A 15,233-nucleotide genomic window follows, 5' to 3' on the forward strand; every position below is an offset into this window, starting at 1 on the left:
ATGTCTTTGAAAATTAACCATTTAAAAGTGAGTATCACTGTCAATCAAGCCAAGTCCGAAGGAGGAGAAGGTAGTAGTACCCCTGTTTCAGAACAGGATGCTGGTAAAAAGGCCGATCCCGAGAAACTGGCAAAAGATGTCGTAGAGCAAGTTATGCGAATCATGGAGGATAAAAAAGAACGATAATGGCACTTGGAAAACTGGAAAAACTTAAAATAATCGCCTTTAAGAATGCGGACTATTCCGATGCGCCCAGTGAACAGGAAACCTTTACGGCAATGCTCAACCCGGAGACTTATTCATTGGACTATAAGGTAGAGTATCAGGATGGTCAGGGACAGGGCACCAGTAGCTCGCAGCAACGCTTCTCGGTCAAAAAGCCAGAGGAATTTGCCTTTGAATTATTGATCGATAGTTCCGGGATCATCGATGGCAAGCCAAGGGAATCGATCGAGGACGATATCACCGAATTACGAGATCTTTTGCTCAAATACGAGGGGGATATCCATGAACCGAAACACTTCCAAGTACTCTGGGGAAGCTTGCTTTTCAAAGGGCGTTGTACCGGACTCAATATCAATTTCAAGCTCTTCAACCCCGACGGGAAGCCTATCAGGGCCCTATGCAAGGTTACCTTTACCGGAAGCGTCGAAGACAACCTACGAACGGCGGAGGAACGCAGGGAATCGCCCGATATGACCCATTATCGATTGATAAAGTCAGGGGATACCCTGCCGATGATGTGTTACAAAATTTATGGAAGTTCCAGTTACTATTTACAAGTAGCACAAGTCAATAAACTCCCCAATTTTAGAAATCTCCCACCGGGAACCGAAATCTTTTTTCCTCCCATCACGAAAAACACCCCTGTAGCATGAGCGAAGTGAATACCATACCGAGTACGGCACCAAAATCGGTTTCCACCTTTACGATTTTGGTCGATGGCAATAAAATTTCAGAACAGTTCAAAGTACTGAGCATTGTTATACAAAAGGAAATCAATAGTATTACAAAGGCTACTGTTTTATTACAGGATGGTTCGGCGGCGGAACAGGGCTTTACTACCAGTAATAGTGAGGAACTCGTGCCCGGCAAACCAATTGAAATACAGGCGGGGTATCAAAACGACGAGGAAACGGTCTTTAAGGGTATTACGGTAAAGCACAGCATAAAAGTAAGAAAGAACGTTTCCGCTTTGGTGGTAGAATGCAGGCACGAAGCGATTAAGATGACCACCAAGCTCAACAACAACTATTTCCATGATACCAAGGATGATGAAATCGCAGATCAACTTTGTCGCGATCACGGATTGACGCTTAAAGCCGATAGTACACAAATGACCCATAAAGAGGTAGTGCAATTCAACTGCACCGATTGGGACTTTATGGCATGTAGGGCCGAGGAAAATGGTTTTTGGATAACCACCACGGAAGGCACTACCGTTGGTTTTAAGGCACCCGATTTTTCACAGGAACCGGTCCTGACCTTGGCATACGGTGCCACCATTAAGGAACTCGATGCGGAAATCGATGCCAGACACCAGTACGAGGCCCTGAAATCGATCGGCTGGAGTCCGGCGGATCAAGAGGCCGTTAACAGTGAAGCCCAAGACCCAGGGGTACCGGCGGCGGGAAACCTGGCCGCCACGGATTTGGCGGCCACCACCGATAATAATGAGCTTGAGATACGGCATGCCGCCTTGGGTGCCGAAGAACTCCAAATTTGGGCCAATAGCACCTTGCAAAAGCAGCGTTTGGCCAAAATAAAGGGAAAGCTCAAAATCGACGGTATTCACACCCCTTTACCTGGGCAACTAATCGAATTGCAAAATGTAGGGGAACGTTTTGAGGGAAAAGTAATGGTATCCGGAGTACGCCATCATATAGAAAAAGGAAATTGGGAAACGTTCATTCAGTTCGGTGAAGTTCCGGAGCGATTTGCGGAAAAATTCGAGCTCGAACAGCCACTCGCATCGGGTCTACTTCCGGCCGTACAGGGATTGCATATCGGTATCGTGACGGCCCTTGAGGATCCCGATGCCGAGGAGCGGATTCAGGTGCGATTGCCCATGGTACACGACAGCGATGAAGGTACCTGGATGCGGCTTTGTTCCTTGGATGCCGGCGAGAACAGAGGTTGGGTCTCCCGTCCGGAAATCGCGGATGAGGTGATTGTCGGATTCTTGAATGCCGACCCACGTTTCGGAGTCATTTTAGGGAAAGTACATAGCAGCAAAAACACCGCCCCGTTCCCTGCGGCCGACGACAACCATGAGAAAGGTTACCTATCAAGGGAGGGACTGAAATTACTATTTGATGATGATAAAAAATCGATCTTGTTGGAAACCCCCGGGGGCCACAAATTCTTTATGAACGATGATGACAGCAGTATTACGTTGGAAGACAGCAACGGTAACAAGTTGATTATGAACAATAGCGGCATCGAAATAGAAAGCATGAAGGATGTCAAGCTCAATGCCTCTGTGAACCTGCAAATGGAATCGGGCGCCAATGCTGAAATCAAGGGAGGAGCCAATGCGAAATTCGAGGGAAGCGCAGCGGCTGAATTATCATCTAGCGGAGCCACAACGGTAAAAGGAAGTATTCTACAATTAAATTAGAAAATATGGGAGCACCCGCAGCAAGAATAACCGATATGCATGTTTGTCCAATGGTGAACCCCGGTGGCGTACCCCATGTGGGCGGACCTATCTTACCTCCCGGGGCAGCTACGGTATTGATCGGGGGGATGCCGGCGGCACGTGTGGGAGATATGTGTACCTGTGTCGGCCCGCCAGATACGATTATCGCGGGATCATCGACCGTCATGATCGGTGGGATGCCTGCTGCCCGCATGGGGGATTCAACGGCCCATGGAGGAACCATCGTCGCAGGGGCCCCTACAGTTTTAATCGGATAAGGAAATGGCAATGGAAAATGCGAATAGTTTTATAGGGGTAGGATGGAGTTTCCCTCCATCGTTCAATCGCGAGACGGGACGGGTAGAAACCACCAAATTGTATGATGATATCCAAAAAAGCCTGGAGATTTTACTGACTACCAGACCAGGGGAACGGGTGATGCAGCCCAAATATGGCTGTCATATGGAACCTTTGTTGTTTGAATCGCTGGATACCGGTACCAAAACCATGATCAAGGAGCGAATAAAAACGGCCATCCTATATTTCGAACCCCGGATAGAGGCCAAGAAAATTACCCTGGATGACTCCAGGCAAAACGAAGGTGTTTTGTTAATCTCCCTAGAGTACGTGGTCAGTGCCACCAACAGCAGGTTCAACTTTGTATTCCCCTTCTATAGTGAAGAAGCAACGGAAATGAATATTCTAACCATCAATCATCCATTAGCGGTCTAAAATGAGCGACTGTTCAAAAAATAAAAATCCATTGATTAGAAACGGCACCAGTCAAGGCCAAAGGGCCTTGGCAAAACTCAGTCCGACTTCAGTGGAGATTCTGGATAAATCTACCGAAGACTGGATGGTTTGGGCAGCTAAATTTTCGGATCATGTAGGGTATACAGCCTCCAACAATGCGAGTGTAGGTACTATGAAACCTTTCTTTCACTCGAATATCAGTGCACAGTTGGCATTGGTGGCCAGCTATTCTCCGGAGCAGCTGTCAAGATACATCAGGGAAGTACTGTTATTTTTGGAAACCGAGGACGTTGGCCTCAAGGGCAAATATACCGAGCTTTTCGATATCATCTTCTCCTATTTCAGCGTGGTGGACCGTCTTTTTAAATTGACCCAAACCGATACCGAATACAACAGCATCCTTTTACATCATATTCGTGCCAAGTTATTACCGTTGGAATCAAGGGCCTTCAGTTACTACAAAGTTTCGCTCAATCCGCCCACGGGGCAAGTTTTGATCGTTACCGGCCCGGAGAGCGACCTGGAAATCTTTCATGAGCCGCTCGTTGCACACGAAGCTTTCATTGCCTCCGGTTTATCCGACTTAAATGGCGCGCGTTACGATGCCAGCTTGGACTTCGCCACTTATTACGGTCTGATTTTGCCAGATGAATCTATTTTCGGAGGTGAAACCAGTTTTATAAAACGCATCAAATATGTGACCCAGCACAATTTCTTCACCAGCATTCTGGATGAGATCAGTGCTTCTGCTACCTTTATCACAAGGCATTCCCAGAAATATCTCAGTAAGTACCTCACCGATTGGCCTGAGCACCAACCGAATTACGCACTTTACCTCACTTGGCTGCAGTTATTGGAAGATACTAAAGCCCATTTAAATGAGCTCACAGGACGACATTTGGATTTCTACTACAAAAACGTACTCCGATTACAACCCTTGGCGCAATCCCCGGATGCCGCCTTTTTGGTAATGGAACTAAACAAGGTAACGGCAACCTATGCAGTAAAGGATGCTACCGTATTTCTAGGGCCCAAAGACGACAATGGTGACATCATTACCTATGAGAGCATTCGTGAAACTGTGCTCAACAAAGCTAAAATCAAACATCTGGCCGCCCTGTATTACGGTGGACCGGAAGATACTATAGGAACCCAAATTAATGATGGGAGGCTATTTGCGGCTCCGATAATCAACAGTGCCGATGGTCTGGGCGCGGAACTGGCCGATGATGTCATTGCTTGGCATCCCTTTCATATAAAAGAGTATGTAAATGCGGAATTGGCCCATATCAACATGCCGAAAGCAGAAGTTGGTTTTGCCATTGCCTCCCACTATTTAAGATTAAGGGAAGGTGAGCGGGAAATCACCTTGACCCTGAACTTGAGCAAGTCGCTTACGTTAAGTAATACAGAATACCGTGCCTATATCACGACCGAAAAGGAATGGTTGGAACTCGATACGCTTGCTACACAGACCGGGCCCTCCCTAAACCAGATGAGATTCGTACTTTCCATCCCGGCCGATAAAGACCCTATTGTTGCTTACGACAAGGAGGTACATATGGGAAGTCTTACCGCCACCGAACCGGTATTGAAAATTGTCTTGAATCATACCGATGGTTCAAACTTTCCGTACAGTACCCTGAGCGATACTTTGATCTATTCGGTACTTCTAAATGTCAGGGTCGGGGATATTAACGGTAGCTATAACGAAAAAGGCGTCAAAAACCTCGAATTACATAACGATGCAAGTCCGTTGAACCCTTCCAAACCGTTCCATCCTTGGGGTCCGGAGCCTACCGTCGGCAATTCTTTTATTATCGGTAGTGATGAGATTTTTTACAAGCCGGGGGCCAAACTACAACTGAATTTTAAGTGGAAAGATTTACCGCTTACCACTTCGGGAACCATAGACACGGGTGCAATCGATTTTGATGGATATGGTGGCGCACCCTACGTATCCTTCAACAGTGTTGCGGGCCCTGTCACTCCAAATATCAAAATCCTGAAGCTTAGCAAAAACAAATGGGAAGAGCTTCAAGACGAAAAAAGCGTATTTATCCCGTCGTCAAGTAGCAGTGTGTCCCAGGAAGTCGGTTTGGAACTAAATCTGTCCGGTTCCACGGAAAAAGAAATGTTCTTATCCAAAGACGAAGACTGGAAAACCTACGGAGCAAATTCCAGTAAAGGTTTTTTGAAAATAAGTCTAAACCATGACTTTGGGCATCGGGACTATTACAATGCATTGATCAGTTACTCCAAAGTTGAAGGGAATACGATCACCGCTCCAAAGTACCCTTACAAACCCACTTTAGAAGCGTTTAACATCGGCTACGAAGCCAGTTGTCAACTGAATATCAACACTTCCAGTACCACCACCTTCAAAAACAGGCCCCTCGAGTTTTATCATGTAGGTCCTTTTGGCGATAGCGAACAACACAAGGCACTGCAGAAAACAAATCCAAAATTAGTGCCCAAGTTTCTAAGCAAAACCGGTGGCACCTACAAGCCCCAAGGCAGTTTGTTTATCGGACTGGAAAATTTAGCTCCCGGGGATACCCAATCCATCCTATTTCAGTTACAGGAAGGAAGCGAGGCCCCGTTACTGGAAAAACCGGAGGAACACCTCTTTTGGGAATATCTCGGTGAAAATAATGTGTGGAAGACCTTCGACGAAGATGGCGTCGGCGACAATACCAGTGGTTTGATCGAATCGGGAATTATCAATTTTATCATCCCAAAAGACGCAAGCCTGGAACATACCGCCTTGGAGAATACCCTTATATGGATTCGATGTTCGGTAAAAGAGGCCCCCGATGCGGTAGCCAAAATCATCGGTATCTACCCTAACGCCATCAAGGTACAGCGGGTGATACCAGACACCAAGGAATACGAATCGATGTTGACGGCCGCAGGAGAAATCAAGAAACTTCAATTACCCGAAGCGAAGGTCAAAAAAATAGAGCAGCCCTATACCAGTTTTGATGGAAAACCCACCGAAGACGACGAAGCATTCTACCTTAGGGCCTCCGAACGGTTACGACACAAGGATAGGGCCATTATGATTTGGGATTTTGAACGTCTGATACTTCAGTCTTTTCCCGAAATCTATAAGGTGAAGTGTTTGAACCACACCAAAATCACAGGTTCGCTCAGCGAAGGAACTTTAGTGTATAACGAGGTGGCGCCAGGGCACGTTTCCGTTATCACCATACCCGACCTGGCGAATAGAAATGACATCGATCCCCTAAAGCCCTATACCAAGAAGAGTACTTTAAAGGACATCGGGGAATTTTTAAGGCAACGGTCTTCCTGCCAGGTTCAGATTCATACGGCACAACCCGATTTTGAAGAAGTAAAGGTAAAGTGTTCGATTACCTTAAGGGACGAGTTTCCCGATATCAACTACTACAAAGGGGTAATTCAAAACGATATCATGAATTTCCTTAGTCCGTGGGCCTTTGCCTCCGATACCGACCTGAATTTTGGAGGCAGCGTGCATCAATCGGTCTTGATCGATTTTATTGAAGAATTACCCTATGTCGATTTCTTGACCGACTTTGAACTCTTCCATATCAAATCCTCCGGGGAAACCACCAAAGTAGATGAAGTCATCGCCTCCACGGCAAGGTCTATTTTGGTTTCGGTTCCGGCCATTGAACACGATTTAGCAGTGGGTCTAAAGGCCCCCGAAACAGTTTCCGAGATAGATTGTAACGATGAATGAGCATGTAACCATATTAAAAAATCCAGATTTCAGGGAGAGTGAGAACTATGCTACCCTAAGAAAAAAAGGAATCGACCTGATTGAAAAATTAGGCAGCGCCTACTGGACCGATTATAACATCCACGATCCCGGGATCACCCTTTTGGAACTGCTCTGCTTTGCCCAAACCGAAGTTGGGTTTAAATTGGGGTTTTCCATTGAAGATTTATTGGCCTACAGAACCGATCAGGAAGTCAAATGGGATGACCAATGTTTTTATACCGCCCGTGAAATACTCACTATCAATCCGTTCACGAATAACGATTGGCGCAAGGTCGTCATTGATCGACCCGGTATTGCCAATGCTTGGATGCAATGTACCCCCTGCCCCTGCCACCCAGGGTTCTATGGCGATTGCAAGGATAGCGTTCTCACCTATGGGGAAACGGAACACCCGATTCATATCAGGGGATTTTGGGATGCCTTATTAGAGCTCGAAGTCGATTCACAGTACGGAGATCTGAACGGTGGCAAGATATTTCATCAATTTTCCTTCGACGGAGGTAAACAGAGGGCTACGGCCGAAATCCGTTTTAGTCCCTGGCATATCGCCCAGTTGGATACCGCGTTGATGAATGTCATTAAGACAGGCGATATCAAAACAGTAACGATTGTACCTACCAACTACAACCTCGACGTAGCCGATGCCGTATTCTACAAAGCCCTTCGGGATCCGTTACGGGTGGATGTAACCTACACCGTTGACACAAACCCTGGATCGGAAGTCGTTAGCTTGGTAGAACTACCGGTGAAAATCTGGTTCAAGACCGGAGAAGGGAGGAATACCATCCAAAAAAGCGACATTGCAACCATATTTCAGGATACGACGGTCACCGGACCCTTTAGCCAATACCTCTATCAGCTTCAAAAAGCGAACGAAGCGGTCGAAGCGGCAACCGCGGTACTACAAGCCCATAGAAACCTGGCGGAAGACTATTGCAACATTACAACGGTACCGGTAGTAGACGTTGGGCTCTGTGCCGATATCGAGATGAGCGCCGACGCCGATATCGAGGCGGTACTGGGGGAGGCCTATTATTTGATTACGGAGTATTTAAATCCGGTCGTCAAGTTTTATACCTTGAGTGAGTTACTTTCCGATGGCAAATACACCGAGGAGATTTTCCAAGGTCCAAAACTAGATCATGGATTCGTGTTGGATGAAGAATTGGATAATTCCGATTTACGGACCACTATTTACACCTCGGACATCATCAACATCTTAATGGATGTGGAAGGTATCGTGGCTGTAAAGAACATAGCGCTGACCCGATACGATGATGCAGGTAATTTGGTAGAGTCCCAGCCGTGGGAACTTCATATCGAGCCGGGCCATCAACCACGTTTGTACATCCATGCTTCAAAGGTACTGGTCTTTAAGAACGATTTGCCCTTTCTCCCATACCAGGACGAATTGCACGATACCTTACAATTATGGAAGGGCATCCGCCAGCAAAATAAGGTAGAACAGACCGATAATGACCTTGAAGTTCCAAAAGGGGATTATATCGACCACAATGGTCATTATCCCATGCAATATCATTTGCCTGAAACCTACGGTGTAGGACCCCATGGATTAAAGGAACCTTCCTCCCTGGAACGCAAGGCGCATGCCAAACAGTTGAAGGCATACTTACTGTTATTTGAACATTTGTTATCGGTATTTCTGAAGCAACTCGAACGGTTTAAGGATATCCTGTCTATCAACCCCACCATCTCCAAAAGTTATTTTGCGGGGCTTTTCGCCGAGGAAGAGCTAAAAGGGGTTTCCGAACTGTACGTAGCTATCGATGAAAACGCCTTCCACGATTTGTTAGAAAACCGGAACGAGTTCCTAGACCGTAGAAACGGGTTCCTTGACCATTTGCTAGCGCGCTTTTCAGAGTCGTTCAGCGACTATGCATTAATGCTTTACCAAGCCTATGGCTCTGAGGAAAAAGCAGAGGAGGAACTTATTTTTGACAAAATCAATTTTCTGGAAAAGTTCCCGGTAATTTCCTCCAATCGGGCCAAAGCATTCAATTACAAAGACGAAACCATGGTATGCCACCCGGAAAATACCGCTGGCCTAAGTGAACGCATACGGGTGGTATTGGGCCTAAATGGCGCCCATTCCTTTGTGCGATATGAGGTAACAAAAAACGTTTCCGGCAAATGGGACGGGAATTGGACTCTGGAAGATGAGCTTGGGAAACCTCTCTTACATGGTATTGGGTTCGGCGACGTATCCCAAGAGTACGATCTACGAAATCAACTGAAAGACGCGGTGGGACTTGCCTTGGAACAGTTGGCCTTGAAAACACACCTCTCCGTAGTCGCAGACGGTCCCGAATTTGCAGTGCAGCTGGAAAACACAGACGGAGACCTCATCGCCACGGCCCCGGAACTATTTCCACTTGAGGCCGATGCCGATAATCACAAGGACAGCATCGAAAGTTTCATTGACAACATCGTGCTCAGCGAAAAAGTCTACGTAGTGGAACATATACTGCTGCGCCCAAGAAATGCACCTTCCATTACAATACCCGAGGGCGATCCCTTTCTCCCCATCTGTATCGATAAGGACTGCGTCCTGTGCGGTGAGGAAGACCCCTACTCCTTTAGAATCACCGTAGTGCTGAATGGGGAGCAGGGTGTTGCAAATGGGGGAATCGCATTTAGGAGATTCGCCGAAAAAACCATCCGTTTGGAAACACCGGCACACCTCGGAGTAAAGATTTGCTGGGTATCCGAGGAACAATTACAGGAATTCGAAACAGATTATTGCGATTGGCTTTCCGAACTGGCAAAAGTGGAGCCCGATAAAATCGATTTGCACGATAAGCTGGTAAAACTTATAGAAACATTTAAAAATTTAAAAAGTGTGTACCCTCAGGCCACCTTGCACGATTGCGAAGATGGAGACGATGAAAACAGGGTTCGGTTAAATAGCACTATCATCTAAAATACAATCTTATGGCACAATCTATTCAACATGATCGGTATCCAAAATTTGTAGCAGATCAAGTGCTTACAGAGAAAAGCCTCAATCAAATGTTCAGCTATTTGGAAGACCAACAACGACTTACCAGGACCACCCTGATCGGTATCGGTATCCTATGTGGTATGGAAGTAAGTGTAAACGACGATGGTACGGAGTTGACCATCTCCCATGGGGTGGGTGTCACCTCAAAAGGATATTTGGTACCGTTTCCCGAAACCACCTACACCTTTTACAATGATGAATTTTCAGCGGAACAGGAATTCTTTTATGAGCCCTTTTTGAATGCGGATACTACCCAAAAGTTTCCTTTGAACCTCTTGCACAACGACGGGGCGGCGGAAATCCAAAAACCACTTACATCAGATTTTTTGGAAGATAAAGTGGTGGTCGTTTTTGTGGAGCTGCTAAAGGTAGACAACAAAAACTGCGATCCCGATTCCTGTGATGATAAGGGATGCACCGTAGAAGTGACGCATAGACCGCTACTTGTGGCTCAGGAAGATATCGACAACCTCATCTTTGGAGGGGACGAAGATCCGTTCCTGCATGAACCTTCCTGTGTAGAATGGCCAGAGATCAAAATGCCCAAATACAATGTGCCCGCCACCCTGCTATTGAGTTCCCCGGCCATCCTAAAAAACTTTCTCAATGTATTGACCAGCGATTTTATGCTGAATGTCGAAAACGTACTTGGGGCCGCTTATGCCTCCTTGGGTTATTACATCAAGGATGAATACCCAAACAATCCGTTCAGCGGACTCAAAAACAGGTTTTCATTTTTGTTCAACGGCGGTATCAACGCGCAACAGTTGTTGCATGTGCAATATTACTTTGACTTCTTCTCAGATCTAATTATGGCTTACCAGGAACTTCGCAAAATGTGCAACGACTGTCTGGCCCTTTGTTGTCCTAACGAAGATTTATTTCCGAGACACCTCATCTTGGGAAACGCGATCGCTCCACCGCTTGGTTTTAGACATCATTGGATTCAATCTCCTGCGTTTGCATGCGATTGCTGTTCCGAGGAACGAATAAAGTTTCTACTAAAGAAAATCGCCTTACTAATTGAAAAGCTCCGTAACCCTAGAGCGGTTATTGGCTCCGCCAACAAGCCCCTTGGCGTAAGGATAACCCCTAGCAGCTACGGGAGTATCCCCCTTTCGGAAAAGGCCATACCTTATTATTACGACATCTTTAATGGCCCGAACGAATTGTACGACCACTGGAACTTTAGCAAATCCAAGCTCGGGAAAGGAAAAAACAACCTGTCGTACGATGCCGATCAATATACGAACGACCCCTATTTTAAAGACCCATTAAACTATGACCTCGAACCCTTTAATTTTCTCAGGGTCGAGGGGCATATTGGGATGAATTGGAAAAATGCATTGGCCGAGGTGAACAGCGTTCGATATCAAAAGCGTCTGCCAATGGATGTGGTTGCTTTGAACGGGGACATTTTTGCCCTTATACAAAGTCTCCTTACCAGCACGAACAGTTTGGCCGATCTAATTAGCGGAAATAAGGATATTGCAGCTGACCTACGATGCTACTTTGCCGATATTGAATCGCAATACGATGCCCATGCCGCGGAATTGAGATGTACCATAATAAAGGTAATGGCATATTTTTACAATCTACCAAAGCTCGATGCCCAGGCCCCTCCCGTTGCTACGACCAATCTACCCCAATCGACTTTGGTAAGAAAAGAGTTTCCAAATTATAGAACTTTTGCAAATACTTACGGAGCGGATTTCGATGCATTCTACGCACCACTAAAAAATCAGCCCTACATTACCCCACAAGCTTTCATGAGCCAAGCAGCGACTGTTGGTCTCGCGGCACAGGCCCAATTATTAAGCCCCATTTATTTGATGTACTATTTGGAAAAAATTTATGAAGCCCTCCCTGATGGGTTGGTACAGCTCCAAATAAATACCCTAACACAGCGGCTAGAAGATGCTTCGGGGGTAGCCGCGGTGATGTTACTGGCTTTAGACAATATTCCGGATTTTGAATTGCCTGCCATGTGGGAAGAAAGCTTGGATGCCATTATCCGGATATGCAAGGCCGACGTCTTTAACGTTCTTTTCCGAAATTTTCTCATCAACTATGTGCTATTTATCGCAAACCAGACGTTCGCGTTATATGCGTTTAAAAATCCCGGAGTACAACACAAAGCCGGAACCACCACCGGAGGTACCCTGATACTTGTATATACCGATAAACCTGAAATAAGACAAGTAGCGCTAACCAACGAGAGGCGAGTAGTCTCGGCTATTGATACCGATGGCCCGGAACGCTTTACACCCAATGGAAACTTTTCCACCACGCGCAATTCAGCCGAAGGAGATTTTGGATTTAGTATGAACAACCTTAAAGCTAGAAAAAGTGTTGAAAAAGCGGGACGCAACCCAATTCTAGACTACCGAAAAAGAGGGGAATCCGTTAAGGCGGAAGGCCTCGATGATATTTTTGAGATTGCCGACGCAGCTGGCAAGGATTCGTTTACCGATAAGGAGTTGGCCGCCTTGGTGAATGAATTTCCCGAAGGCACCGTCATTGCGGATTTCTTTGTACCCAATATGTGCAAATCGTCCTGCATGGCCATGAATTTCATCGTCATGGGGGACAAAGAGCCAGGCCCGGGGGAAACAAATGTTCGCCTGGACATCAAACTAAGGGAATATTGTGAGGATGACGACACCGATTACGAAATTAAGTTGGCCCCCGAGGGAGGCGAATTAAAATTGGATGGCACCGTTGTACCAACCGATGAAAAATTCAATCCGACCAATTTCAAACCCGATGGTAATGACGCATCGAGAGAAGTGGTCATCACCTATACCGTAAATGCCGATGTAAAGAATATCACGGTGACGGTCTTCAAAAAGCCAGAAATAAGCATTGCAATCGATACAAAGGATGATGTGAACAAGGTGGTCACCTTTAAAAATGATACCAAATTTGCGGACAGTTATCAGTGGAATTTTGGGAACGGACAGTCTTCTACCGACAGAGATCCCGGACCCATCAGTTTTGGGAATTTACAAACAGCCACAGTAACCTTAAAAGCTGGGAATGGTCCTTGCCAGAACGAATCACAACCCTTGCCGGTTTCTTTTGAAGACACTCCGGACGAAGAACGCAGCTGTACCCCAATTGGTCCTATCGCGGATAAATTTAAAGTGCTGGACGAAGTGAGCTCGGACAAGTTCAAGGATGCTGTCGATGGATATGCGTTGCTGGTGGAAGCATTCATCAATAAGTTTGCGGAAATTAAAGACCTCCTGCAGAAAGAACAGTTTGAAAAATTGGTTGCAGACCTTTCGATTTCCGTCATCCAGAAAATGCTGCGGATTCTAAATGCCATGGTGCAGACCAAGCCGGAACTAAGACGGTTTGCCCTCATGCTTTATGAAGTACTATTAATGCTTGTTCAATTCTATGCATGTTGCCAGAATCAAGATATAGACAAGGCCAAGGTAAAAACCGGGAATACCTTAAAAATTATGGTCGGCCATCTCAGTTCGTGGAGGGGGCAGATTGATTTCAAGGATGATGAAAAGGAAATTCTTCAGTCGATGCTGGAGGCGACCCTTAAAGAATTTCAAAAAACGCAGACCGAGACCCCTCATAAAACAAAGTACATCGATTTCTTGAAGGCGTTGGTCAAAATCCTTACCGAATTGGCGGTTTAAAATATGACGGTAGCACCACAAAATACCATCGATAACGCAGAGCTTCATTTTAAGTTGAGCTCCCTACCACTCCATATGGGAAACGGAGATGCTTTCGTTTCCTGGGCCAAAACAAATGTCCTGAAAGCCATTGACCATCATGCGGAAGACCTGACGGCCACCGACGCGATGGTCCAGATTCCCACTTTGGAGTTAGATATTGTCATAGACCAGGAATCCGATTTTTTCTCGGACCCATCGAACATACAGGCTATTGTTTGGGACAAGGTATACAATGGTTTAAAAAAGGCCATTCGGCAAAGCGATACGACCGAGACAGCTGTTTCCGAATACCAGGCTACAATTGTACTTGATTTTATTAGAACAGGACAGTTGTCGACCTACTATACCGATGAACATTGGAATAATCTTGTGAATGTTTTATATGATACCATTCCCGAAAACAAGCGGTTAAGGGAGCAACTTTTTAAAACCGTTCGTAACGAGGGGGCATTTAACCGCTTGTCAAACTTGAGAAGCCTCAGGGGTTTAGGCATACTGCTCGATCGAATACTGGGCAAAGCGGCTTCGAATAAGTTGAAAATTGCTCTACGGTTCATTCAGGACCACCCAGATTATTTTAAACCAATTCATCTAGAGGAATTCTATTACCGGGTTTTCCTCACACTAGGCACTAATGGAAACAATTTACAACCCCTACTATTTCGACTTCTAAGAGGCCTACAAGTTTCCAAAGGGCTCACACGGAAAAAGCTTAGGTTTCCCTCAGAAGTGGAGCAAGAAATGAAAGTGGCCTTTTATGAATCGGTAACCGAGTTGAAAAAAACAAAAGCCCCTGTTCGCGAAAAGGGGTTTGGGGAAGAACCGTCACCGCTTATTGAAAAAGGTGCCCATGTAGGGCAGGCAGGTCTTGTATTGCTCGCACCCTTTCTCCCCAAATTCCTCAGAAATTTGGGACATATTGGTACTAACGGGCAGCTGAGAAGAAGAAGTAGCATACCCATGCTTTTACATTACCTCGCCACCGGGGAAACCAGCGCCCTTGAATGGAAATTAACCTTACCCAAGGTGCTGGCGGGAATGGCCCCGGGAACCCATTGCGCTACAAATATCAGGCCCTCAAAAAAACGGGATGCCCAGATCAATGAGTTGTTAAAGTCAGTCATCGGCCATTGGGAGGCATTGAAAAATACCAGTCCGGCCGGACTCCAGGCTACTTTCTTGATGAGGCAAGGGACATTAAAGACCAAAAATGGCTTTGACTACCTCTACATCACCGAACGAACGGAAGATATTTTACTCAACTATATCCCTTGGAACTATACGACAATAAAGTACGATTGGATGCCAAACATCCTCTTTGTGGAATGGAATAAAAGTTAATAACGC

The 15,233-nt window shown here is 46.0% G+C and carries 9 protein-coding genes; all 9 read left to right on the plus strand.

Annotated features, from left to right (window positions below; all coding sequences use genetic code 11):
• From FK220_RS01645 to FK220_RS01685, 9 genes are read left to right on the plus strand one after another with little or no spacing between them, the layout of a single operon-like run.
• Entirely contained in the window at nucleotides 1-186 is a 186-nt protein-coding gene (locus FK220_RS01645) for a DUF5908 family protein (RefSeq protein ID WP_152572539.1), read from the plus strand.
• Nucleotides 186-878 carry a CIS tube protein gene (locus tag FK220_RS01650; RefSeq protein WP_152572540.1) on the plus strand — a complete coding sequence of 231 codons (693 nt, stop codon included), beginning with the start codon at nucleotides 186-188 and terminating at the stop codon, nucleotides 876-878. The genes FK220_RS01645 and FK220_RS01650 overlap by 1 nt, the downstream gene beginning before the upstream one ends.
• A complete protein-coding gene (vgrG, locus tag FK220_RS01655; protein ID WP_152572541.1) occupies nucleotides 875-2,620 on the plus strand; it encodes a type VI secretion system tip protein VgrG in 1,746 nt (581 codons plus the stop codon). The genes FK220_RS01650 and vgrG overlap by 4 nt, the downstream gene beginning before the upstream one ends.
• A 5-nt stretch (nucleotides 2,621-2,625) precedes the next feature.
• A complete protein-coding gene (locus FK220_RS01660) occupies nucleotides 2,626-2,919 on the plus strand; it encodes a PAAR domain-containing protein (protein WP_152572542.1) in 294 nt (97 codons plus the stop codon).
• Between the two features lie 4 nt (nucleotides 2,920-2,923).
• Nucleotides 2,924-3,373 (plus strand): GPW/gp25 family protein, encoded by a 450-nt coding sequence (locus FK220_RS01665; protein ID WP_238718866.1) that lies wholly within the window; start codon nucleotides 2,924-2,926, stop codon nucleotides 3,371-3,373.
• A 31-nt stretch (nucleotides 3,374-3,404) separates the two neighbouring features.
• Nucleotides 3,405-7,121, plus strand: coding sequence for a baseplate J/gp47 family protein (locus FK220_RS01670; RefSeq protein ID WP_166204731.1), 3,717 nt, complete (start codon nucleotides 3,405-3,407; stop codon nucleotides 7,119-7,121).
• A complete protein-coding gene (locus FK220_RS01675) occupies nucleotides 7,114-10,104 on the plus strand; it encodes a hypothetical protein (protein WP_152572544.1) in 2,991 nt (996 codons plus the stop codon). The genes FK220_RS01670 and FK220_RS01675 overlap by 8 nt, the downstream gene beginning before the upstream one ends.
• An 11-nt stretch (nucleotides 10,105-10,115) precedes the next feature.
• Nucleotides 10,116-13,844 carry a PKD domain-containing protein gene (locus FK220_RS01680; RefSeq protein WP_152572545.1) on the plus strand — a complete coding sequence of 1,243 codons (3,729 nt, stop codon included), beginning with the start codon at nucleotides 10,116-10,118 and terminating at the stop codon, nucleotides 13,842-13,844.
• A 3-nt stretch (nucleotides 13,845-13,847) separates the two neighbouring features.
• Complete coding sequence (locus tag FK220_RS01685) at nucleotides 13,848-15,227, plus strand: contractile injection system tape measure protein (protein ID WP_152572546.1); 1,380 nt, start codon at nucleotides 13,848-13,850, stop codon at nucleotides 15,225-15,227.
• Nucleotides 15,228-15,233: the final 6 nt, after the last annotated feature.

Source organism: Pelagihabitans pacificus (genome assembly GCF_009371985.2).
GTDB classification, from domain to species: domain Bacteria; phylum Bacteroidota; class Bacteroidia; order Flavobacteriales; family Flavobacteriaceae; genus Pelagihabitans; species Pelagihabitans pacificus.

Coding starts and splice junctions, on each gene's coding strand:
- FK220_RS01645 (WP_152572539.1), top strand. CDS start 1: ATGTCTTTGAAAATTAACCATTTAAAAGTGAGTATCACTGTCAATCAA.
- FK220_RS01685 (WP_152572546.1), top strand. CDS start 13,848: ATGACGGTAGCACCACAAAATACCATCGATAACGCAGAGCTTCATTTT.
- FK220_RS01660 (WP_152572542.1), top strand. CDS start 2,626: ATGGGAGCACCCGCAGCAAGAATAACCGATATGCATGTTTGTCCAATG.
- FK220_RS01675 (WP_152572544.1), top strand. CDS start 7,114: ATGAATGAGCATGTAACCATATTAAAAAATCCAGATTTCAGGGAGAGT.
- vgrG (WP_152572541.1), top strand. CDS start 875: ATGAGCGAAGTGAATACCATACCGAGTACGGCACCAAAATCGGTTTCC.
- FK220_RS01680 (WP_152572545.1), top strand. CDS start 10,116: ATGGCACAATCTATTCAACATGATCGGTATCCAAAATTTGTAGCAGAT.
- FK220_RS01650 (WP_152572540.1), top strand. CDS start 186: ATGGCACTTGGAAAACTGGAAAAACTTAAAATAATCGCCTTTAAGAAT.
- FK220_RS01665 (WP_238718866.1), top strand. CDS start 2,924: ATGGCAATGGAAAATGCGAATAGTTTTATAGGGGTAGGATGGAGTTTC.